The sequence below is a fragment of the Maridesulfovibrio sp. genome, from assembly GCF_963677005.1.
Classification (GTDB): Bacteria; Desulfobacterota; Desulfovibrionia; order Desulfovibrionales; family Desulfovibrionaceae; genus Maridesulfovibrio.
The window spans coordinates 1,914,468-1,938,202 of sequence record NZ_OY781616.1 but is presented as its reverse complement, the minus strand read 5'-3'; the positions used below and the strand labels follow the sequence as shown (position 1 = coordinate 1,938,202).

At 50.3% G+C, this 23,735-nt stretch carries 18 protein-coding genes; 14 read left to right on the top strand and 4 right to left on the bottom strand.

The features are described 5' to 3' along the window. Positions 1–14: 14 nt before the first annotated feature. The 3 genes from amt to ACKU4E_RS08740 all read right to left on the bottom strand — a co-directional run bounded on the left by amt (position 15) and on the right by ACKU4E_RS08740 (position 6,791). Positions 15–3,389: an ammonium transporter gene (gene amt, locus ACKU4E_RS08750; protein ID WP_320170689.1), complete on the bottom strand. Its 3,375-nt coding sequence runs from the start codon at positions 3,387–3,389 to the stop codon at positions 15–17. Between the two features lie 457 nt (positions 3,390–3,846). Continuing rightward, a complete protein-coding gene (locus tag ACKU4E_RS08745) occupies positions 3,847–5,025 on the bottom strand; it encodes an anaerobic sulfatase maturase (RefSeq protein WP_320170688.1) in 1,179 nt (392 codons plus the stop codon). Beyond that, a complete protein-coding gene (locus tag ACKU4E_RS08740; RefSeq protein WP_320170687.1) occupies positions 5,025–6,791 on the bottom strand; it encodes a sulfatase-like hydrolase/transferase in 1,767 nt (588 codons plus the stop codon). Before ACKU4E_RS08740 ends, ACKU4E_RS08745 begins: the two co-directional genes overlap by 1 nt. A 341-nt stretch (positions 6,792–7,132) precedes the next feature. Here ACKU4E_RS08740 and ACKU4E_RS08735 point away from each other — a divergent pair, with 341 nt between their 5' ends. The 5 genes from ACKU4E_RS08735 to ACKU4E_RS08715 all read left to right on the top strand — a co-directional run bounded on the left by ACKU4E_RS08735 (position 7,133) and on the right by ACKU4E_RS08715 (position 13,036). Next, positions 7,133–9,235 carry a PEGA domain-containing protein gene (locus ACKU4E_RS08735; RefSeq protein WP_320170686.1) on the top strand — a complete coding sequence of 701 codons (2,103 nt, stop codon included), beginning with the start codon at positions 7,133–7,135 and terminating at the stop codon, positions 9,233–9,235. After that, the gene (locus ACKU4E_RS08730) at positions 9,232–9,816 is read left to right on the top strand and encodes a hypothetical protein (RefSeq protein ID WP_320170685.1); all 585 of its coding nucleotides are present in this window, start codon (positions 9,232–9,234) and stop codon (positions 9,814–9,816) included. The genes ACKU4E_RS08735 and ACKU4E_RS08730 overlap by 4 nt, the downstream gene beginning before the upstream one ends. 223 nt (positions 9,817–10,039) lie before the next feature. After that, positions 10,040–11,404 (top strand): hypothetical protein, encoded by a 1,365-nt coding sequence (locus ACKU4E_RS08725; RefSeq protein ID WP_320170684.1) that lies wholly within the window; start codon positions 10,040–10,042, stop codon positions 11,402–11,404. Positions 11,405–11,414: 10 nt separating this feature from the next. After that, complete coding sequence (locus ACKU4E_RS08720) at positions 11,415–12,185, top strand: PP2C family serine/threonine-protein phosphatase (RefSeq protein WP_320170683.1); 771 nt, start codon at positions 11,415–11,417, stop codon at positions 12,183–12,185. A gap of 41 nt (positions 12,186–12,226) precedes the next feature. After that, the gene (locus ACKU4E_RS08715; protein WP_320170682.1) at positions 12,227–13,036 is read left to right on the top strand and encodes a hypothetical protein; all 810 of its coding nucleotides are present in this window, start codon (positions 12,227–12,229) and stop codon (positions 13,034–13,036) included. 73 nt (positions 13,037–13,109) lie between these two features. Here the strand turns inward: ACKU4E_RS08715 and ACKU4E_RS08710 are convergent, their stop codons facing one another. After that, positions 13,110–14,864 (bottom strand): ABC transporter ATP-binding protein/permease, encoded by a 1,755-nt coding sequence (locus ACKU4E_RS08710; RefSeq protein WP_320170681.1) that lies wholly within the window; start codon positions 14,862–14,864, stop codon positions 13,110–13,112. A gap of 236 nt (positions 14,865–15,100) precedes the next feature. On the opposite strand from ACKU4E_RS08710, the gene ACKU4E_RS08705 reads away from it, so the two are divergent. The 9 genes from ACKU4E_RS08705 to hydF all read left to right on the top strand — a co-directional run bounded on the left by ACKU4E_RS08705 (position 15,101) and on the right by hydF (position 23,484). After that, on the top strand, positions 15,101–15,451 hold the full coding sequence (locus ACKU4E_RS08705; RefSeq protein WP_320170680.1) for a DHCW motif cupin fold protein: 351 nt from the start codon (positions 15,101–15,103) through the stop codon (positions 15,449–15,451). A 370-nt stretch (positions 15,452–15,821) separates the two neighbouring features. Further along, a complete protein-coding gene (locus ACKU4E_RS08700; protein ID WP_320170679.1) occupies positions 15,822–16,589 on the top strand; it encodes a TylF/MycF/NovP-related O-methyltransferase in 768 nt (255 codons plus the stop codon). A gap of 436 nt (positions 16,590–17,025) precedes the next feature. Then, on the top strand, positions 17,026–18,261 hold the full coding sequence (locus ACKU4E_RS08695) for a [FeFe] hydrogenase, group A (RefSeq protein ID WP_320172625.1): 1,236 nt from the start codon (positions 17,026–17,028) through the stop codon (positions 18,259–18,261). A gap of 12 nt (positions 18,262–18,273) precedes the next feature. Then, positions 18,274–18,612, top strand: a complete 339-nt coding sequence (locus tag ACKU4E_RS08690) for an iron hydrogenase small subunit (protein ID WP_320170678.1) — start codon at positions 18,274–18,276, stop codon at positions 18,610–18,612. Positions 18,613–18,832: 220 nt separating this feature from the next. After that, a complete protein-coding gene (locus ACKU4E_RS08685) occupies positions 18,833–19,075 on the top strand; it encodes a TM1266 family iron-only hydrogenase system putative regulator (protein WP_320170677.1) in 243 nt (80 codons plus the stop codon). A 188-nt stretch (positions 19,076–19,263) separates the two neighbouring features. Continuing rightward, positions 19,264–20,697 carry an aspartate ammonia-lyase gene (locus ACKU4E_RS08680; protein ID WP_320170676.1) on the top strand — a complete coding sequence of 478 codons (1,434 nt, stop codon included), beginning with the start codon at positions 19,264–19,266 and terminating at the stop codon, positions 20,695–20,697. A 1-nt stretch (position 20,698) separates the two neighbouring features. Continuing rightward, positions 20,699–21,304, top strand: a complete 606-nt coding sequence (locus ACKU4E_RS08675) for a hypothetical protein (protein WP_320170675.1) — start codon at positions 20,699–20,701, stop codon at positions 21,302–21,304. Beyond that, complete coding sequence (gene hydE, locus ACKU4E_RS08670) at positions 21,285–22,292, top strand: [FeFe] hydrogenase H-cluster radical SAM maturase HydE (RefSeq protein WP_320170674.1); 1,008 nt, start codon at positions 21,285–21,287, stop codon at positions 22,290–22,292. The genes ACKU4E_RS08675 and hydE overlap by 20 nt, the downstream gene beginning before the upstream one ends. Then, positions 22,282–23,484 (top strand): [FeFe] hydrogenase H-cluster maturation GTPase HydF, encoded by a 1,203-nt coding sequence (hydF, locus tag ACKU4E_RS08665; protein WP_320170673.1) that lies wholly within the window; start codon positions 22,282–22,284, stop codon positions 23,482–23,484. The genes hydE and hydF overlap by 11 nt, the downstream gene beginning before the upstream one ends. Positions 23,485–23,735 lie beyond the last annotated feature (251 nt).

Below are 23,735 nucleotides of genomic sequence, written 5' to 3'. Positions count from 1 at the left end.
GCGGGCCATCATGCCTATTCCTGACCCTTATCCGGGAAATGTTTCCTGATGAACTTTTCAACGTTCTCAGCCTCAACCGGGCGTGAAAACATAAAACCCTGGACCCGGTCGCAGGACATGTTCTGGAGCATTTCAAGCTGCGTTGAATCTTCAACACCTTCAGCAACAACTTCAAGCCCGAGACTTTTGGCCATACTGATGATTGTCCGGACTATTTCCCGGTTTGATTTGTCATGGGGGTCACCGGAAATAAAAGACCGGTCTATCTTGAGACCGTTTATGGGGAACCGTTGCAGATAACTCAGCGAGGAGTAGCCGGTTCCGAAATCGTCAATCACCAGTTGAACTCCGAGCTCGCGCAATGCGGAAAGCTTCACCATGGTTTCAGCCGGGTTCTGCATCAGGCAGCTCTCGGTAAGTTCCAGTTTAAGATTTTTCGGCGAAAGCCCGGTCTGCTCCAGCGAACTCTTGACGAACTGGGTAAAGTTCGGCTGTGCGAACTGTTTGAAAGACAGGTTCACGTTGACGGTCAGGTCCGTGATACCCGTAGTATCCAGCCACTGCTTCATACGCATGCAGGCTTCTCTCAGGATCCATTGCCCCAGAGGAACTATCAGGCCGGTTTCTTCCGCCATGGGAATTATGACCAGAGGAGAGACCATGCCTCTGGTCGGGCTGTTCCAGCGCAGCAGGGCTTCGAATCCGCTTAATCCGCCTGTGAATGTGTTCATTATCGGCTGGTAATAAAGGGTGAGCTGTTCTTCCTGAATAGCCTCACGCAGATCGTTTTCAAGTTCAACTTCGGCTACCAGCCGTGAATGCATGCGCTGGTTGAAGACCTTGAATCTGGCCCTGCCCAGTTCCTTGGCCCGGTACATCGCTATATCCGCGTCTCTCATGAGGGAGTCCGCGTCCTGATAATCCTCAACTTTCAGCACTATGCCTATGCTGGCACTGGACGTAACCTTGGTGTCGGCCAGAGAAAGCGGAATCTGCAGAGAATTCTGGATTCGTTTGGCAATCCTGATGACTTCCTGATAGGAACCGTACTCTTCCACAACTATACCGAATTCGTCGCCGCCCAGACGGGCTACAGTATCCACTTCGCGTATGCAGGAACTCAATCTGTCGGCAATAGCGATGAGGAATTCGTCTCCGGCGTGGTGTCCGAGAGTATCGTTGATCCATTTGAACCGGTCCAGATCAAGCATCATGGCCGCAAATTTATATTTTTTATTCCGCTTTGAGCGTTTAAGTGCTCTGGAAAGCCGTTCGGAAAAAAGGACCCTGTTCGGCAGTCCGGTCAGGGAGTCGTGAAAGGCCTGATGCGACAGCTGGTCTTCAAAGGCCTTACGCTGAGTGATATCCGTATATATATAGTAGATACCGCGCAGATCGCATTCAACATAGATGGGATAACCTATGAGAGATATGGGTATGAGCCGCCCGTCCTTGTGCCGTCTGACAGTCTCCTTGTCCACGACACGCCCGGTCATGAGGGTTTCGTTGAATTGTCTTGCCTCGGCCTGGAGATTTTCCGGCACCACAACACTGCGGTTGAAGGCTCCTATGACCTCATCTCTGGAAAAACCGAACAGGCTTTCAAAGCCCTTGTTCACATCCTTTATCACTCCCAGAGTATCCACCTGCACAATCGCCTGCGGAGAGCTTTCAAATAATTGCTGGAAGTAGGCCTGCTGGGTGCGTATTTCCAGTTCCGCTTCCTTGCGCTCGGTAATGTCTCTGATGATGGCCGTATAAAAAGGCATTCCCTTGGCCGGGGTTATGACTGCCTCGATAGGAAAACTATCTCCTCCGGTACTGCTGCCGTTCAGTTCCACGGAACTGGAGCAGAAAAGGGATTCCGTGTCTTTCTCGCCGGGATCGACAAGATCGGTAAACTGGAAAGAGTCAAGGGAGCCTGATCCGGGAAGGGCAAACATCTCTCTGGCTCGAGGATTGGCTTGAAGCAGGGCCATTGTGTCGCGTGAAAAGGTCAGGATGCCGTCCGTGGCGGTGTTGATTATCGCTTCGGTTTTGGAAACGCTTTCTTCCAGCGCCGACATTACCTGATTGTAGCATTTTGCAATGCTGCCGACCTCAGTGAAAGGTTCAACCGGAACCCTCAGAGACAGGTCTTTGGTTTCCGCCTGCCGTTCCATGGCTTCAAACAGGTCCAGCAGGTCTGTTCTGGCCCCGTGTTCGGAGATGTTCAGGCCGTCTTCCTCTTCTTCCACCGGTACTCGCAAGGGGAAAATCCTATTTATGCCCTTGAGCAGGAAGAACGGGAAAAGAAAGGCTATTGCAAATGCTGCGGCCACGCCCGTAAGCTGAATTATGAACTGGTCCGTCATGGACAGCCCGGTGCCGATCAGTTCCGGCTTTCCGAATAATGCCACGGCAAGTGTTCCCCAGATGCCGCAACACAGGTGGACCGGCACAGCGCCGACCGCATCGTCAATCCTGAGTTTTTCCAGTAGTTTTTCGGCCCAGATGCAGATAGGTCCGGCCACTGCCCCTATTATGACGGCATCCAGTCCTGAGACCACATGGCAGTTTGCAGTGATGGCCACGAGCCCACCAAGCGAGCCGTTTATGAGATCTGTAATTTTCGGCATTTTGCACTGGAACCACCCCAGCATGAGGCAGGTGACTGCCCCGGATGATCCGGCCAGAACAGTGTTCGCAATGATCATGGAGACGGATTTGTCCAGAGTCAGGGTGGAGCCGCCGTTGAATCCGAACCAGCCGAACCACAGCAGCAGTGTTCCGAGCACAGACATCGGAAGGTTTGATGGGTTCATTTCCCTTACGGTTCCGTCCGGAGCAAAACGTCCTTTGCGGGGACCTATTACTATGAGGGCGGCAAGGGCAACCCATCCGCCAACGGAGTGGACTACGGTCGAGCCTGCGAAATCAATAAAACCGCGGGCCCCAAGCCACCCCTGCAGTTCGCCGGTTTCCAAGCCGTTCCATGCCCAGTTGCCGAAAAGAGGGTAGACAATGGTGGATAGAATTTCGGCGACGATAAGGTATGCGGCAAACGACATACGCTCGGCAATGGCGCCGGAAAAAATAGTAGTGGCCGTGCCGCAGAACATGATCTGGAAAACGAAAAACGAAGTCATGTAAGGCGTTGTGAGGACTGATGTGAAAAAGGAATCAGTGCCGAAGAGTCCGCAGTATTCCGTACCGAACATGATGCCGTAGCCGAGGAACCAGAAACTGCAGGTGGAAAAAACGAAATCGGCCAGGTTTTTGGCAGCAACGTTGATTGAGTTTTTTGATCGGGTCAGTCCTGATTCAAGGCACATAAACCCTGGCTGCATAAGAAAAACAAGGGCGGAGCAGATCAAAATCCACAGCACGTCAATTAGCGGTTTATCCATAGTCAGTTCCTTTCTCGAATTACGATATGGCTTGGCGTTTTCCCAAACTGAATCTCGCGCGCACGGGGTTCGGCTTTGTCAGTAATGAGTTGGATACATTTTTGGTATAAAAACAATCAAAACTAATGTCACTAAAAAAAGATATTTACAAAAATGACATAATTCTTTCAAAAGAATTGAGTCTTTTCTGTTGTTCAGAGCTATGTCGGTGAAATTTGTAACAGAATCTGAGTGCGCGGTTAATACTGCGTTTGCTTTATGTGTTATTTACATCTTGTTATAGCGGTTGTGGCTGCTTAGCAGTATGTTGCGTGGGTAAATGGTGGTGTTATGCAGCATGTTTGTGTTGTTCAGAATTGTTTTACTATTCAGTTATGTTTTTGTTTTGTTCTTTTACTTTTGTGAATCCGGAGACAACAATCTGTTTGTCCTTCCGGACTTTGTTTCGTCCATCAGTCTACTCTGGAACATGCTGCTGTTCTGCCCTAAATAAATACATTATTTCCTCGGCCGGTCTTCCCTGTCTTACGATACAGGCCATTTGTTTCATAGTAGGGGCACTGTGTTCAAAGAATTGTTTATATCCGGCGCAAAGATAATTCTTTGTACCGTCAGTTGTCCGCAGAAAGCGGTTCTTCGGGCATTCTCCCTTGCATGCGAAAAGTACCGCACAGGTGCGGCACTCTGTAGGGAGATTTCGGGATTTCCCGAGTACAAATGAATTCTGTTCCTTTGATTCCAGCATGTCCCGGAGCGAGTGAAACATGATGTTGCCGCGCTTATATTCTGGGGAAACAAAGTGATCGCAGGCGAAGACTTCCCCGGTATGTTCAAGCAGCCCGGTTTTCGGGCAGTTTTCGGCGTAATAGCATACCGGAGCAGGGCCCCCCAGATAGTTGCCAAGAGTTGCGTCAAACAGCTGAACAAACACTTTACCTACATCCCGGCTGATCCATTCGTCGTAAACCGCAGTATAAAACTCTCCGAACCGGCCTGATTCCACGCTCCACGGCGTAACTCCGGATTCGGATTCCGTGTCCTGCCTGACCACGGGTACGAACTGCAGAAAACCCTGACTTTGTTCGCGGAGAAAACGGTAGGTCGCAAGCGGATGGTCGGCGTTGCGGCTGTTGATTGTGGCAAGGATATTGTAATCCACACCGTGTTTGCGCAGCATGTCCAGACCGTTCATGACCTTTTTGAAAGAACCGTTTCCCTGCCGGTCAACCCGGTAGGCATTGTGAAGTTTTTCGGGACCGTCAAGGCTGATTCCGGCCAGAAATCTGTTCCGGGCCAGAAATTCCCCCCATTCGTCATCAAGCAGGGTGCCGTTGGACTGGATCACATTGGCAAATGGACGCTGACCCGCGTATTTCTGCTGAAGGCGCACGGCCTCCCGATAGAAGGGGATTCCGGCCAGCAGCGGTTCTCCCCCCTGCCAGACGAATTCCACAGGTCCTGTGCCGGGTGAACCGAACATCTGCCGTACATAGGTTTCAAGCACCTGTTCGGACATGGTTCCGCAAGTTTTCCCTCCGGAGCCTGTGAACAGCGATTCCTTTTCAAGGTAATAGCAGTAGGTGCAGCGCATATTGCAGCGCGGGCCAACCGGTTTGGCTATGATGGAGTAGGACATCAGTGACGCAGGTCCGTTACTACCCAGTCGTGATAGTCCTCAAGTTCCCGTCCGACATCCTTGCCCACTTCCTGTTTGATAAGTTCGTTCATCAGCCTGTTCATGCGCATGATCAGGGATTTGTTTTTTTCAGGGGTCATCGCGAGATTGTGCATTTCATGCGGATCGTTTCTCAGGTCGAACAGTTCCAGATCATTCAGGCGTTTCAGCTCTTCCCATGTTTCCGGTGTGTTGTGCTGTAATGGGGCGAAGTAACGGGCGAATTTGTATCTTCCGTCAAAGACTATGCGGATGTTTCCCCGCTTGGAAAGATCGGGGCGGATGTTCTTTTCCCTGACCCAGTCTTCACCCTTGTCAAATGCTTCCACTGTTTTTTTGATGAAATCCCCGTCCACGGTCAGGATCATGTCAAAGCAATGCAGTGCTCCGGGGCGGATACTGTCAATCCCGGCTCCTGTAGGATTCCTGAGAACCGGGCTCATGTCCTTTCCCGGAAGGGTCTGAGTGATTTTCTGTATTTTTGCGGATTCCGCCCCGGTCAGGTTCATGAGTGTCGGAGCCAGGTCCAGATGGGATGAAATCGCTCTGGTCGACTTCCCGCCGGAAATTTCCGGATGCATAATGATCATGGGAACGTGGATGTTCTCCTCGTATGAAAACGGACCTTTGCCGCGCAGGTTGTGGTTTCCGCCCATTTCGCCGTGATCCGCGGTAAAGACTATCACCGTGTTTTTCCGCATGCCCTGCCGTTCCAGTTCATCAAGAACTGTCCCGATCTGCATGTCCGCATCTTTTAAGCAGTTCAGATAGTAATCCCGGTATCTGGTCCAGTGAGCGTCGGTATCGGGAATGGCTCCCACCATGTAATCCCAGCCCATGTGGTATTCATAGTGAGCTCGCGGACGGCCTTTTTCCGTAATGGGCTGATACAGGTTTTCCGGCAGGGGAAAGTCCTGATGCTTTTTCATGTACACGGTGTTTTCTGGTGCCCTGTTGATCGGGTCCAGCAGTTTTCCGGTCTGCTGCTTGTCTTTTCCGTCCGGGTCCGTGTCAAAGTACATTATATCGTGCGGATTGATCAGATTTACGGCCAGAAAGAACGGTTTACCTTCTTCGTTGAGTGGCGCTCCCTTTGCACGCAGCCAGTTCACGGCGTCCCCGGCAAAGCCTGTGTCGTGGGTGTATCCTCCCAGAGTCTTTCCGTAGTGGTCGCCGGTGGGATTGAAATCGGAAAAACCGTAGGGCTCCATGGCATCGGTCATCAGCTTATCATCCTTGTCGGCTTCCGGAGTGAGGGCCTCGCTTAGGTGCACCTTGCCTTTGTAGGCGGTGTAGTAGCCCAGTTCGCGCATCATGTGTCCGATGGTCGGTATTTCCGTGGACATGTCCGGCTGCCAGGGGAGATTGGTATTGTCGAACATGCCGGTGTGCTGGATGTGCTGGCCTGTGTAGATGACAGAACGCGAGGATGTGCACATGTTTGAGCAATTGTAATGATTATTGAAGCTGACACCTTCACGCTTTATTTTTTCTCTGGAGGAAAGTTCCGCGCTTTCGGGGATTTTTTTGAAATACCGCTCCTGATCAGTGACGATCAGGACAACATTGTATCCCTTCCCGGCAATCCTGTCCGGAGTTTCCGTTGGTGCTCCTTCCCTGGATTTTGCTGCGAATACATTGCCGGATGTTGCGTGAAGGGTAGAGGCCACAAGCCCCAATCCGGCCATTTTCATGAAATTACGTCTGGATGAATCTGATTTTTTCACGGCCTTACCTTCTGCGGCTATGGTGTGGATCAAAAATACCTTTTCTTATCCGATAGCAGAAATGGGCGGTAAAATAAACGGCGGATGTATTTGCGGTAGGTGTATTGTGCAGAGCGTAGGGCCTATACTGATTTTTCTCCCCTTCATATTTCTGTGTTTTTAAATTAAAGCTATTTATTTAAATGCGTTAAGAATAATTATTGCGTTTAAATGTTTCTTTTTTTAAGAGCGTAGGGTCTATATTCGTTTTTCTCCCCTTCCTATTCACGTAAAAATTATGTATTCCATTCGACTGGGAATAACGCATAGACTTTATGCCGTGTTATATGAAGGGGATATCAATGTCTTTTAAATGCTGGAATTGTCATACCGAATTGCCCGAAGGCACTAAGGAGTGTCCTAACTGTCACACTTCACTTGAAGGACATATTTTTGACGGGATGCATACCGTTGGCCCGGAAGGAAACGCTGCACAGCAGATTGTTCCGGGGGTTACTGTCGCCGGGCGCTACAGGGTTCTGCGAGAAATAGGTCGCGGCGGGATGGGAATAGTTTATCTTGCGCATGACCGGACCATGGACCATGACGTGGCCTTGAAGGTTATTCCGCAGTCTCTGGCCATGGACCCGCAGGCAATTCATGACCTTAAAAAGGAAACGGCAATTGCCCTGCGGCTGACCCATGAAAATCTGGTACGTCTGCATAATCTTGAGACGTGGGAGGGGCAGGCTTTCGTCACCATGGAGTATGTGGATGGAGGAAGTCTGACGCAGCATAAACTCGATAAGGGCGGGAGGATTCCCATTAGCGAGTTTATTCCCCTGTTTACCCAGATAGCAAAAGGTCTTGATTATTCCCACCACATCAATCCGCCGGTTGTACATCGTGATCTCAAGCCGCTTAATATTCTTCTCACCCATGATGGTCGGCCCAAGATTGCCGACTTCGGTCTGGCACGGGTCATGCGCGATTCAGCATCCCGCGTCTCGGGACGTGAATCTGCCGGAACGCTGGCTTATATGGCTCCGGAACAGATTCGCGGCAAGGGCATCGGGCCGTGGACGGACATCTATGCCTTGTCCGCTGTTGCTTATGAAATGCTTTCCGGCGAGCCTCCGTTTGCTACCGGAGATCTGCGCTGGCAGATATTGAACGAGGATCCTGAGCCGATAGAAGACCTGCCTGATAATGTGAACAGGGCATTGCTCACCGGTCTTTCCAAAGACAAGGATGGACGGCCGAAAACTGCAATCGAACTTATAAATATGATTGCAGGAGAACCAGCCAGACCTAAAGCAGCCTCCGTATCTGCCTCGGCAGTAAAACCTGCCCCGGAACCTGCACCACAGCCTCAAATAAAGACTCCGGTTTATACAGAACCTGCCCCCAAATCCGGGGGAATCAAGTCGGCTGTATTTTTTATATTGGGATTGATCGTGCTCGCCGCTGCAGGGTGGGGTGCCTGGATGTTCCTTGGAAATTCGGAACCTATGCTGACAGTCGTTTCTGTTCCTGCCGGAGCGGATGTCTTTGTTGACTCCGGACGTGTGGGCAAAACTCCTGTTACAATTAACGAGGTGCCCACCGGAACCCGTAAGATCAGGGTTGTCCGGGACAGGTATGAACCGTTCGAGGAAAATGTATATGTTGATAGGGGCAAAACAAAGAACATGAATGTCAGTCTGGTGCCCTTGTTCGGTGATCTGGAAGTCACATCAGAGCCGGCCGGGGCTACCGTTCTGATCAACGGTGAGTCGGTCGGCAATACTCCATTGAGCCTGCCTGAATTTGAATACGGTGACTACAGACTGAAACTGGTTTTGGATAGATATCTGCCGGTTACCAGAGAATTTACCCTTCCCAAGGGTGGGAAGATCAATATTTCCGAGAGCCTGGTTTCGGAGTTCGGTAATATTGAAATCGCAAGTGAGCCTGCCGGTGCGTCTGTCTTTCTTGACGGAAAAAAGATTGGTGTAACTCCTTATACCGCAAGTGATGTAAAGCGCGGCAAGCACTCGATTAAACTGTCATTGTCCAGGCACGGAGGGTATTCCGAGACTGTAGATGTTCCAAGTGGAGGCAGCATCAAAGTTTTCGGTAAGCTAAGTGTCAATGTAGGCGGGCTGGTTGTTACCAGCACACCCTCCGGAGCTTCTGTTTATTTAAACGGGAAAAAGGTGGGTAAGACCCCTTACAAGAGTGGCGATATTGCAAACGGGTCATACAAAGTTAAGTTAATGCTTAATAAGTATAATGATTTAACCAAAACCGTTTCTGTGCCCAGAGGGGATGTCTATCGTTTGAAAGTAAAACTCAAACAGAAGGAGGTTTCTTCAAAAGTAGAAAAAGAATGGGAAAGGGCCATTCAGAGTCATTACTCAACTCCCTCTCGTGCTCAAGATAAGCAAAGAGAGGCCATACAAAAAGCATGGAGTACCAAATGAAAAAAATAATAATACTTCCTCTTGTTCTGCTGTTGATTTCAATTTTCAGTATTGACGCAATGGCGAAAGAAGTCCCTCTGGTTTTTATGGAAAAATCTGATGAAGCTATCGAGCTGGCTATCGCCAAGTATATGAGGAAAACAAAGGATTGGAATGTTAATATAAAATATTTGAGTTCCAATCCCGAGGATGCATATCTTACTGCAAAATTCGGTGTAAAACGTGGAAACAATAAGGAAAGTCTTCTTCTCATAGTAGACACCACCGTTGCTTCAAGAACGAAAGCTACCGGCGAGCCGAATCTTGTACGAATCAAGGTCGTAATTCTTCCTTCCAATGGTGGCGGAAGGGTTAAAAATACAAATTCCGCACTCAGGTGGATCAACAAATGGGGACAGGGCAAGTGGGCTCCGGGCAAGGTTATTGTAGACAAGGACGGGGACCTTCAGTGCGAAGATTTTATCCTGGTTGATAAAAATGCACCGGTACACCTTGGGCAGGTCGTCCGCCATATAGACTTTCTGCTCGACTCCTTTGCTGACTTTATGATTGACGCAAGAGCCGACGGAATCGTCCAGTAGAGTTTTATTCCGGTCAGAACCGGATATGCTGAGCGGCAACCTTTTGTTTGCCCGAAACAGCTGTTATTTCCCTCGGCTCATATTGAACCGGGGGAATTTTTCTTTTAAAGCGTAGGTTTATTTATGTTCAAACACCCCTTTCGGTTTATCAGTAATTTGGTTAAGAAATTTGTGTTAGACATAAAGTTAAATAATTCCGCCAACTGAAGCATAAGAACGTATTATGAAAACAACCAGAATTCTATCGATCACAATTTTATTGGGTCTTTGTGCATCAATGGCTTTTGCCGAACAGATTCCCGGTAAAAATGTTTTGCAGCGTATGTCCGAAGGGCTTGTCGTTCAACTCAAGGATGATTTGATTGCAAAAAATATCAGGCTGCCGTTGAAGGGCGTTCTTGTGGGTGGTTTTCTTCCGCAGGGAGCGGATAGCTCGGAGCATCTTTCTGAAGCCCAGCAGGCGCAAAGTCAGACTGTGCATGATGAGGTTGAAAAGGTTTTCAGCGATACCAGGATTTTTATGGTTCGGGATTCCGACTGGCGGCGTTTTGAAGAAGTCATAATGGATGACACCGAGAATATTTCCGTTGACGAGGAAGACAAGATCGACCTCGGCGGAGCCCTGAAGGCGCAGTGGATTGTTCAGGGTGACTATTTCTGGGAGGAAGGGAAATTCTATATAGATATCAAGCTCCTCAAGGCGGACACCAAGCAGCTGGTCGGACGGGCCAGGATAGATAATTCATACGTGCGGCTGTATAAAAATGAAATCGCGGGTGGCGGTGCCGGTGTAGTGCTTTTGCTTGGTGGAATTGTATATCTTATGCTGCGCTCCCGTAAGTGCAGGTATCTTACACAGGCGGAAACGGAAGCGGCTGTGCGCGAAGCAATTCTCCGCCGTGACCCGTTTGCCCTGAGGGAACTGCTGGATAATTCCCCCGCACCTGTTTCCGGTGAACTCAGGGAGCAGGCTGGCGAATTGTTTGTTGCCATCAAAGGACTGACCCTTGAAGGGGCTTCTGCCGGAAGAGTGGTGATTGTACCCGGACCGGTGCAGGGATTAGGGCGGGTGGACAGTGCAGGGACGTGGAATTTCTCATTTCGTGATCCGCATATTTCACGCGGACCGCATGCCTGGTTCAAATTCGATTCCGGACGTTATTTTGCCGTAGCCAACGGCGAGGCACACCTTGCGGTAAACGATGAAGACGTTTCCAGCAAATGTTTGGAAAACGGGGATGTCGTCATGCTTCCCAACTCCAATCACCTTGAGTTCGTAAGTGGAGAAAATGGTGATGCCGCCAGGCTTACGGGAGTGGAAGGGGTAGAGAACGGAGCCGTTTTCATCATGGTTGATGTTTCGGTCTCGCTTGGTGGAGAGAATCAATTGATTGCCATTCCGGGGTTGGAAAGAATGGTCGGTGCCATTTCGTTTGATGAAGGGCTGGCCTTTCTCACGCAGGACGATTCCGGTGAAATAGGAATCGCGGGCGCAGAACCGGGGAATAAAGCGGTCCTCAAGGATAATGACGTACTCGTGATAGGTAATGCGCGGTTGACCGTAAAAACCATAGCGGAAAGGAAATGAGACCGTGTCCATGGAAATGAAAGTCGACAGCAGCGGCAGGACCCATACCGGCAAGGTTCGTCCCCATAACGAGGACAGTTTTCTGGTACAACCGGACCTTGGACTTTTCGTGGTGTGTGACGGACTTGGCGGGCACAGCAAAGGGGAAGTGGCCAGCGAAACAGCGGTCGGAATCATTGCGCAACGTATCCGTATGGGCGAATCTCTGGAAAATGCCGTTCTAGCCGCACATGAGGCCGTGCGTGCGCTCCCTGTCTCGGAGGAAGAAGGTCCAAGGCCGGGGTCTACCGTGGCAGTCCTGCAGCTTTGCGGCGAAGCCTGGACTGTCTGCTGGGTAGGGGATTCCCGTGTCTGGCTGATCGGTCCGAAAGGTATCAGACAGCTTACCGTGGATCATACTGCCGCTCAGCAATTGGTCAACTGGGGTGAAATTACTCCGGAAGAAGCAGCTACCCATCCACATCGCAGCCGCTTGACGCAGGCTCTCGGTCTTGGTGAAGCCCCCCCCGAAGTCGGCAGGACCCAGGGCAAGATTTCCGGTGATACATATTTTCTGCTGGCCAGTGACGGCATGACCCATTGGGATAAACCTCAGGAACTGGAAAAGGTTGTACGCAGTTCAGGGGATTGTGATGCGATAACTGACCGGCTCTTATCGGACAGTCTGGAACAGGCCGGACATGATAATATTACCGTGGTCTGCGTGAGAGCGCAGGGAGAGCCGGAGTCCCTGCTCGATAAGGCTCGGGGGGTTGTTGATTTTATCCGGAGCAGGGTTTAGCCATAGGCAGGGCAGGCGATGTTTTTAGATTAGGAGGGGCTTTGAATAAAATTTATCCGTTGCTGTTTCTGCTGTGCATGTTGTTTATTTTGCCTGCTCGGACTCATGCGGCCAACCTTGGGAATGTGCGGGTTCTTATAGTCCCGGTCGGCCCTGTCCCCGGTGCGGGGCCTAAGAGAGCAGCGCTGGACAGCCTTATGCAGTTGTATCGGGACAGAATAAGTGCCGAGGGGTTTCGGGTTACCATCCCGCAGAGTATTGAGCAACGCCGAGAGGATATAGCCCTGAGCATTGACGATGAGCAGAAAATGCATCTCAAATTCGCCAAGGCTCTGGGGGCTGACTGCATGGTTCAACTGCACCTGCGCCAGACTTCAACTCCTGTAAACAACAAGGGGTGCGTTCTTAAACAGCTGCTGGAGGTCTCGGTGATTGACCGGGTAAGCGGTGAAGTGCTGGGGCAGAAGAAGGCCAAGGGTAAAAGAATGGCCATGAATGACCCGCGAAGACAATCGGAAACTTGTGCTTACCTTGCCAGGATTCTCGGGAAGAACTGCATGGGGCTGATTGATATCATGAAAAGCAGATACGGGTCCGATACCAGGGTCCATGTTCTGTTTTTCCATCATTTGTCTCCGGATGCTCAGCTAGCAGTGGAAGATATTTTCAACGACCAGGGATGGGACTACAACATAACTGAACAGGTCGGCGAAAACATGCGGGTGGAAGTCCGGCAGACTCTGCCTACTTCAAAAATCAGGTATACCATCATAAAGGCCGCTCGCACAAAAAGTGTAATGCTCAGGCCGGAAGAGCAGGTCGGAACCCGGGTTACTTTTTCAGGCGAATAGGGCCCCCCTCGGTAACTGGTTACCAGCGGGGAGCCCCTTGATTTTTCGGAATTGTCTTGTGTGTGCCTCAGTCTCAGGCCGGAACCAGTTCCCACTCTGCTTTGCCGGTGAGTTTCAGGCGCAGATCGTGCAGTTCCAGAAGGGTGCTGCGGTGGCCTATGCTGATCACCGCCATGTCCGGACATTCCTTAAATATTCTTGAATACATTCTGTTTTCCAGTTCTTCATCAAGTGAAGCGGTGGCTTCATCCATGAAAAGATACTCAGGTTTGTTCAGGAGGATGCGCACAAAGGCCACTCGCTGCTGTTCTCCCAGGCTCAGGACCTGTCCCCAGTTTCCGTAGGTGTCCAGTTCTCCGGTCAGGTGTTCAAGGTTGGAGAATTTCATCAGTTCTTCTATCCGGGTATCTCCTTCTTCCGGTGATCCGGGGTAGTACATGGCCTGGCGGAGTGTGCCCAGCGGCAGGTACGGTTTCTGGGACAAAAACATGACTTTGTCTCTGGCGGGCATGTCTATTTCGCCCTGTCCGAAGGGCCATATTCCGGCAAGCGTTCTGAGCAGGGTGCTTTTTCCGCATCCCGATGGTCCTGTTATGATAAGCCTTTTTCCGCGAGTCAGTTCAAGGTTGAGATCGGATAGCAGGGTGCGGCCGTCCGGAAGGGACACTTCCAGAGAACTTACCCTGAAGTCGCTGTCAGTGCTGCCTATTCTGATTTTTTCTTCATTTTTATGTCTTTCGACCATCTCCATCTGTTCGGTAAATCCGGTAAGTCGTCTTACAACAGCGATCCATTCGGCTATGCCCACGTAGGAGTTGACTATATAAGACAGGGCATCGTGAACCTGTCCGAAGGCCGATGCAATCTGCATCAGTCCGCCGAGCTGAATCACTCCGGCAAAATAGCGGGGAGCAGCCACCAGAATGGGAAAGATCACCGCAGCCTGATTATAGCTGCTGGTCAGCCAGGTCAGTTTTTTCTGCCTGCGCATTATTTTCCAATAGTTCTCGACAACAAGTTTGAATCGATGCAGGAAGTGTCCGCCCTCCTGCTTTTCTCCACCGTAGACGGCAATGCTCTCGCTGTTTTCACGCAGTCTGACCAGACTGAATCTGAAGTCGGCTTCCAGACGCTGCTGGTCGAAGTTGAGTCTGGTCAGGGGACCACCGACCTTCATGGTCAGCCACGTTCCCAGAATGGAGTATAAAAGTGCAGCCCAGACCATGTATCCGGGAATATGAAAGCCGAACCCGTTGAATGAAAAATCGAGGGGACCGGAAATGCCCCACAGGATAATTACAAAGGAAACCAGTGTTACTACAGCCCGCATTATGCCCAGCCCGAGACTGAGGGTAAGCTCTACCAGCATGTTGATGTCTTCGCTTATGCGCTGGTCGGGGTTGTCTGTTTCGGGAGAAAGAAGCGTAAGCCGGTAGTAGTTTTTTTCTCGGAGCCAGCGGGAGAGATAATTGTCGGTCACCCATTTACGCCATTTGATCTGGAGCATCTGGTTCAGGTAGAGCGCATAGACAGCCAGCAGGATGAATATGCCGGCAAGGATGCTGAATTCTATGATATATTTAAAAAAAGCATCAACATCTTTTGCTTCGAGTGCATTGTAAAAACTTCTGTACCAGGAGTTGAGGCGAACATTTATATAGACTATGCCGAGGTTCATGGTCACAATTACGGCCAGTAACCCCCAGGCCTTCCATTTTTCTTCGGACCTCCAATAGGGTGAAATCAATTTATAAAATCCCTTGAAAAAAGAAATCTGTTTCTGCATCTTGTTTCCGTTGCGGTTCAGTTGTTCCGATTGGTAAGCCATTTTATTATTTCCATTCAGGTCCCGAAAAGGACTGAAACTCTATTGTTCCCGCTGAGTATCAAAGAGACACCTATTTCGGCAAGCGCCATGCCTGTTTCTACGTGGCCGAGATGCCGGTCAGTCCAACTTCATGTTTTTACTTCCGGTACAGTTGTTTGAGGTGTGACGTAAATATTTTTTGGGTTTTCTGTGTTTTGTCTTTGATTTTATAAAAATATAACTGAAATGGAGTTTTTATGGACGATTTGAATATACCTTTCCAGACAATTGACTGGAGCAAGGTGGAAAAAACGGAGCATAAAGGTGAAAGCGGTGTTGCATATTGGCAGACATTGCAGTTTCACGGCCTGCGGATACGTATTGTAGAGTATTCTGCCGGATATGTAGCAGATCACTGGTGTCAGAAAGGCCACATTGTTCATTGTCTTGAAGGTAAAGTCACAAATGAACAGGAAGACGGGACAAGTTCCGTGCTGACTCCGGGAATGTCATACGTTGTCTCTGATGATCTGAGTTCTCACCGGTCCGTTACAAAGGACGGGGTAAAACTGCTTATTGTCGATGGAGACTTCCTGAAGTTGAAATAGTCGATAGTTGCTTTAACTTTAAGCAGAAAAGGACCCGGAAGTAGTATTACGGGTCCTTTTCTGTCTGGTTGAAAATTATGCCTTAACAGGAGATTCAAACTGTCTGTCAAAATATTCGGGCATCATTATTCTCCCCCTGATGGTAAGATTTTCAGTTCAACAAAATGAAACTTCATGACTTGTGAATTGCATATTGCAAAAACAATAAGGTAAAAGCAATGTATATAATAATATACCTTGAGATATCTTAAGAAATGGAATAAAGGTCACAAAAAGGTAATTTAGCATAATAATATGTTGATATTGTGATGATTAGTGGTGGTGATGTTTTGATCTTCCTCGCGCTAATTTATTCTGTTTTTGATTCCCATTGCAATTACAACCAGATAAAGCCGGACATCCTGTGACACAAAATTTGGCAGATATAGTAAGTTTGTTGAATAAAAACGGATACGTGGTACGCAAAAAAACGGTCTCTGCCGACAATTCACACCAGACCATCATGCCCGTTGCAACCTATTGCCCATGGGCTCTGGATAGTAAATTTATTGAAATTTATGAAAATATAAGGTCCTTGACATGTGTTGATGTCTATAGGCTGCACTCTTTGTGGAATTTAACTGCTCAGGTTCGAAATCTTCAAGGGGCCATATTGGAAGTTGGTGTCTGGAAAGGCGGCAGCGGGATTCTGATGGCAACCCGGGCGGAACAGACTGGTCAGGATGCGGCTGTTTACCTGTGCGATACTTTTACAGGGATAGTTAAGACTTCGGACCGTGACAATCATCATCTGGACGGCGACTTTAACGATACAAGTGCAGCACAGGTGAAGGCCGATGTGCTTTCAAGGGGATTGGACCGTGTTGCTGTGCTCAAAGGCGTATTTCCGGAAGAGACAGCCGCTCTGGTCGGTGTGCCGCTGAAGCTTGCTCATATTGATGTAGATGTCTATGAGTCTGCAAGATCGACGTTTGCCTGGATCTGGCCGAGAATGGTCAGTGGTGGAGTTATTGTTTTCGATGACTACGGCTTTGCGTCATGCCGTGGGATTACCAGGTTTGTGAATGAGATTTCCGGCAGAAATGACGCAACCTTCATATACAACCTCACAGGGCAGGCTATTTTAATTAAACGGTAAAAACGTGCCCCTATCCGCAGTATTCTGATTTTATCCATCTGTCCCGCTTGTGGACTTCATTACTCTTTTTTTCAGGGGCCCTTGGAGCCCTTCCGCTTCAAGCCGAACTTCGTAGTTATACAGTTCATTATTTTACGCCTCATATATCCGGTACGTCTGTCCTGCCCGGCACAGCACAAACAGACAATCGCCTGTTTTTACAATGAAATAATCTTTGATGCGATCAATTGACATGAATAATAGAAGTGTATTAGTAATTCTTTAGTGTTACGTTTTTTTATTGAGTGTTTGGTGTATTCGACGTTTTGTTTAACAATGTTAACAAAGGAGGCTACGCATGTCAGGATGCGCGCCAAAGTCCCCGCCGGCCGGAGCTGCCGCCGTCCAGCCGGCTGCAAATGAGAATTCCAAACTAATTGAAGGTGTTGAGTACAGCATGTACGCTCCGCCTGCAGGTGTAGATCCGGATTCCATACGGTTTGTACGGGTTGATGAATCCAAATGTCAGGCATGCGGGGCATGTGAAGAACATTGTGTCAGCGGAGCTATCCAGTCCATCAACGAGGACGGCATACATCAGATAGTTGATCCCGGTGTCTGCATGAACTGCGGACAGTGTCTTGTCAACTGTCCTTACGGTGCCATTTATGAAGGTGTCTCCTTTGTGGACGAATTGGCCGAAAAGCTCAAGGATCCCAATACTATTGTTGTTTCCATGCCTGCTCCGGCAGTCCGCTACGGACTCGGTGAGTGTTTCGGTTATCAGACCGGAACGTACGTAGGCGGAAAGATGCATGCAGCCCTGCGTAAACTCGGATTCGACTACATATGGGACAACGAGTTCACCGCTGACTTAACCATCATGGAAGAAGGCACTGAACTTATCGGCAGGATCAAGAGTCAGGGAACGAAGGACGCCAAGCCTTTGCCCCAGTTCACTTCCTGCTGTCCCGGCTGGATCAGGTTTGCGGAAACCTTCTATCCCGACCTTATTCCGAACCTTTCGACCTGCAAGTCTCCCATCGGCATGCTTGCCCCTCTGGTCAAGACCTATGGAGCAGAGTCGACGGATACTCCGGCCAAGAAGATATACAGCGTGTCTATCATGCCCTGCATCGCCAAGAAATACGAGGGCGTGCGCACTGAAATGAACGACAGCGGTTTTGACAGGGACATTGATGCCACCATCAATACCCGTGAACTGGCTTACATGATCAAGAAGGCCGGCATTGACTTCAACAGCCTGCCTGACGAACAACCTGATCCGGTACTTGGTGAATCCACCGGTGCTGCTACCATTTTCGGGAACAGCGGCGGCGTAATGGAAGCAGCCCTCAGGCTCGCTTACGAAGTCCTTTCCGGAACAAAACTGGAGAATCCTTCAATCAAGGTTGTACGTGCTCACGAAGGCATCAAGACTGCCGATATCGAAATACCCAACTTCGGTGTGGCGAAAGTTGCTGTAGCCAGCGGTCTGGGCAATGCTGCCAAACTTTGTGATGAAGTCAGGGCAGGAAAATCCCCCTATCATTTCATTGAAATCATGACCTGTCCCGGCGGTTGCGTAAACGGCGGCGGGCAGCCTCTTGATCCTGAAATAAGGGCCTCTCTGTTCCGTTCGACTGTCGCTCAGATCAACAAACGTTTCAGAGCGCGTAAAATCAAGGCATAAGGAGAAACTGACATGAAATTAAGCAGACGCAGTTTCATCAAGGCCGCAGGTGCAGTGGCCGGATATGCGGTCCTGGGCGTGAATGTTGCCAAGGAAGCCGTAGCGGATATTATGGATTTCATAGCGCTCCGCCAGCAATCCGTTTATGCCGCCGATGCAGACAAGAGCATCTACAAATACAGAAAGTCTCAGGATAACCCGATGATTATAAAAATTTATAATCCAAAGAACGGTTTCCTGCATGACGGTCCCTGCGGACATGAATCCCATCATCTCCTGCATACCCATTACTACGACCGCAGCAGCAATGCCAAGGCCGCTAAAGAAAAGGGAATCAAACTGAATCTCTAAGATATGACGTAGCAGCGTCTACCTGCGGCAAGGATGAATATCTGACCCAAGGGCCGGCGTTTGTTTGGTGGCTGTTCCGTTTCATACGGTCCGGTCAATGAATTTCTTACCGGCAAATTACCGGGGAAAAGGGCGTGGCCTGACTTCCCGCAGGGATTTACCCGGCAAGCTCCGGAAGCTTTAGTTGCTTCTCTCCTTCGACCGCAGCGGAGCGTTTTTAATGGATAAGCGTTTGGGAATTATCGGAATAACCATCAAAGACAGATATAAATCGGCACCCAAGGTCAACCGGACACTGAGTGAACACGGAGATATCATTGTAGGCCGTATGGGGCTTCCTTTCCGCGACAAGGGCGTGAATGTCATCGGGCTGATCATCGAGGCAACCACGGACGAAGTTGGAGCGTTGACCGGGCAACTGGGCATGCTTCAAGGCGTAAAAGTCAAATCGCTTCTTGTATAGGGAAGGGGGCTGTCATGAACAGGAATACACTTTTTGCAGCCGGTCCTGAGCCATTTATAATTGAAGAACTTCTCCGCAAAGATATCGAAAATTTTCCGGATCAGAAACGTTGTAAGCTGTTGACCGATCGCCTTGTCCGTATGAATAATGGCGAGCGGTCCCTGTAACTGAGAAGACCCGGAGGAAACATGTCTGAATCCGAAAGAGCGCCTTTCCGTGTGGAAAGGGATGCTCTGGGCGAAATGGAAATCCCTGCTGAAGCCTATTATGGAATCCATACCCGCCGTGCAATGCTTAATTTCCCTCTTTCGGGGCTTCGCATGCACGATCGGTTTATCCGCGCCTTCGGGCAGGTGAAGGAAGCCTGCACCGTTGTCAACATGGAGCTTGGATATCTGGATGCTGGAATCGGCAGGGTTCTGATTTCCGCCTGCAGGGATGTTTCATCCGGTAATTTGAACGACAGTATCACGGTTGATCCGTTTCAGGGCGGGGCCGGTACATCGGCCAACATGAATATCAATGAAGTAATCGCCAACAGAACCATTGAGATGCTTGGCGGCACTCTCGGCGATTACGGTATGGTGCATCCCGTGAATCACGTGAACATGCACCAGTCGACCAACGACGTTTTTCCCACTGCTTTGAAGGTGGCGGCCCTTGCGTTGCTGACCGATCTTGAGAACGAGGTCTCCCTGCTGCAGGAGGAATTGCAGAAGAAGGAAGGCGAATTCGCGCATGTTGTAAAAGTGGGCCGGACTCAGCTCATGGATGCCGTGCCCATGACCATGGGAATGAGCTTCGGAGCTTTCGCCGATGCCGTTGCCCGTGACCGCTGGCGTATTTTCAAGTGCAGGGAAAGAATCAAGAAGGTCAATCTCGGCGGAACGGCCATCGGAACAGGGTTGGGAGCCCCTCGTGACTACATTCTGCGGGTGGCATCGGAACTTCGGAATATTACCGGACTGCCTGTTTCCAGAGCGGAAAACCTTATTGATGCCACTCAGAATGCCGATTCGCTGGTGGAAGTTTCCGGCATGCTCAAGGCTTACGCCGCAAATCTGCTGAAGATCTCCAACGATCTGCGACTTCTTGGCAGCGGACCGGAAACCGGACTCGGAGAACTTGGCCTTCCACCGCGACAGTGCGGATCGTCCATCATGGCCGGGAAAATCAATCCGGTTATGGCCGAGGCCGTGGCTCAGATCGCATTGCAGGTCATGGGCAATGATCAGACCGTCACCTTTGCCGCTTCCATGGGCCAGTTGGAACTCAATCAGTTCATGCCCCTGCTTGCGCATAACCTGCTTAATTCCCTGAGCCTGCTGGTGAATGTAACCGGTAGTTTTGTGCGTAATTGCGTGCAGGGTATTGTCGTCAATGAAAGCCGGTGCCGCGAGCATGTGGAATCCAGCTATGCGCTGGCAACGGTTCTGGTGCCTTTTCTGGGTTACGGCGCGGTGGAAAAGGTGCTTGAGGATTGCCGCAGGTCCGGGCGTTCCCTGCGTGATGAGATTGTTTTTCAGGGTATCGTCGGTGCGGATGAGGCCGATGACCTTTTATCCCCGCAGAGGCTTTGTAAACAGGGGTTCACCCCGGATGAGATGAAAAGGTTCAAGTAGCATGAAATTTGTTTGCGGGGTAGGGGAGCTGGGGTTGCCCGGGATGTTTTCAGCGGCCAGACGGAGGATCGTCCTCCATGCGGCCGTATACGGTCCGTTTGCGGAATCGCAACCTCATCTTGAGGGGCTTGAAAAGACCTTGTCCCGAAGCTCGTTTTGCGGAATGGATATAATCACTCTCCAGCCCGGAAGCGGGGAAGCATGGACCGGACCTTTCATGCACGCTCTGCGGTTCGGCATCACAAGTCAGTCCGTTGCAGAAGAACTTGATCGGTCAACGGCTTTTCTGCAGGAAATGTCGAGACGTTATCCTGAAAAGGTGAATATTTATTATGCCCGTACCCTTCCCTGTCTGCCGGTTGTAATAGTTGACGATGTGATCTGTTTCGGGCAGTACGCTCATTCCTGTGTACAAGCTCCCCACGGAATATGGGGAAGTATGGAAGCGGATGTGGAAAAGCTTTTTCAATGGGCGGAAAGCGGGCGTGTGCCGGAACAGGCCTCAGCACGGGAAACCGCCGCCTTTAGACTTGTCTGTGAATGTGCGCAGGCCATGAAATGCGGCCATGCCGCGGAAGGAGCTCCGGATGGCTGTGCTCGGTCGTGATGAAGCCCTGTTTTACCTGAATGGAGGTAATGACGAGGAATTGTACTCGCTTGCCGATTCCGTCTGTAAGGATTCGTTCGGCGGCGAGGTTTATCTGAGGGCCATCGTGGAATTTTCCAACGTCTGCAACAAGAAGTGCGCATATTGCGGATTGAGAGCACCGAATTCCAAAATCAGCCGCTACCGGATGGATGAGGATTCAATCGTCGAGGCGGCCGAAATGGCGGCAAATGCCGGAGCCCGGACAATCGTCCTGCAGTCGGGTGATGATTTCAGTTATTCCAGCCTGCAGATTGAAAATATTATCCGTAGGATCAAGGACTCCCATGACGTGGCCGTAACTCTTTCCCTTGGCGACCGCAGCATGGGCGAATATGAATACTGGTTCGACTGCGGGGCGGACCGTTGTCTCCTTAAGCTGGAAACAACCGACCATGGAATTTATGAAAAGATCCGCTGCGGTGAAAAATTTGAGAACCGTTTGAAACTGCTCCGGTCACTGCAGGAGATCGGCTATGAAGTCGGGTCGGGTATTATTGTCGGGCTGCCCGGTTGTGGGACGGATCAACTTGCGGATGATCTGTTTTTCCTGACCGGACTGGGGCTGGATATGATTGCGGCTGGTCCTTTCGTTCCTCATCCGGATACGCCTTTCTCCCATGCGGGGCAGGGCGATCCTGATTTGTCCTTCAGGTTTACGGCGCTGGCCAGACTCTTGAATCCTCTGACCAACATCCCGGCAACATCGGCCCTTGATTCGCTTGATTGTGCGGGAAGGGCAAAGGGGCTCAAGCGGGGCTGCAATGTAATTATGCCTTCGGTCACGCCTGCCGCCAGACGCGGAGACTACAATATTTATCCCGGAAAAAACATGGTTTCCGTGGACGCTACGGACTCCATCTTTCATGCTGCCGAACTGATCCGCTCGCTTGGATTGGTTCCTTCAAATTCCAAAGGTTCATCAAGGAGAAAGACAGATGTCCGATAAGGCTCCAAGGGGTGTCCGCCTGGTCATAACCCTGGTAGGCAAAAGAAATGCCGGTAAATCCTCATTGATAAACGCGATTGCCGGGCAGGACGTGGCCATTGTCTCGGATTTTCCGGGCACCACGACAGACCCTGTTGCCAAGCCGTACGAACTGCTACCGCTCGGACCGGTAACCTTTTACGATACCGCCGGTCTGGATGATTCCGGAGAGGTGGGCGAGCTTCGTGTAAAGGCCACCAACAAGGTCCTGATGCGAACCGACATCGCCCTTGTGGTGGTGGATGAGGCCGGTCTTACCTCGTATGAACTGGATCTGATTGATAAGGTCCGTGAGTTGCAGATTCCGTTTATGGTCGTGTTCAACAAGAACGACCTCCGTGAACCGACCGAGGCGGATATGGATTATTGCCGCAAGCGCGGTATCCCGTTTTACAGAACTTCGGCACTGGAATCGGTTTCTGTCAATGAACTCAAGGAAGCCATAATTAATCTTGCTCCGGAAGAAATGAAACGCACCCCTGTTCTGGCCGGTGATCTTTTCGGCGAAGGAGACTGGGTGGTCTGCGTTGTGCCGATCGATCTTGCCGCGCCCAAGGGGAGGCTGATTCTTCCGCAGGTGCAGGTACTGCGCGAGGTCCTCGATTGTGACGCCGTTGCGGTCGCTGTAAAGGAACGCGAGATAGAAGAAACGCTGTCTTCGATGAAGCGCAAGCCTGCGTTGGTGATAACCGATTCACAGGTTGTGCTGAGCGTTGCCGGAGATGTGCCCGAAGACATTCCTCTGACCACCTTCTCGACTCTTTTTGCCCGTTTCAAAGGCGACCTGCCCAGCCTCGTTGAAGGTGCCGGAGTTATAGATACCCTGCAGGACGGTGATACCGTTTTGATGGGCGAGGCCTGTTCTCACCACCCTGTTGCGGATGATATCGGCAAGGTGAAGATTCCCCGCTGGATTCGCCAGTATACCGGCAAGGATATAAATTTCGTAATGTATTCCGGGCATGACTTTCCCGAAGACATCGACCGCTTCAAACTGGTTATTCATTGCGGAGCCTGCATGCTCAACCGCAGTGAAATGCTGCGGCGGATCAAGGAATGTAAGCGCAGCGGAGTTCCGGTGACTAATTACGGAGTGGCGATATCCAAGGTTCAAGGGGTCTTGGACCGGGTGATAGCACCTTTTGGTCTGTAGCTGTTTTTCAAATTCGGAAGTGTCGGCCATGGTTCATCCTTTGTTGGTGGGCCATGGCTTTTTTGTTTTCTTTTTGGCGTAGTTGATTTCTGGGAGCTGCGGTTCCCCAGGCCTGATAGCAGGGATCGGCTGCTATCAGGCCCGTTTCGATCCTGTCCGTAAAGATCGGAACCGTCATGGGATTGAAAAACAGTTTGCCTTGAGGATGGAGGTAGTTCTTCCTATGGTGATTAAGAAGTAGGTAAGTGCCG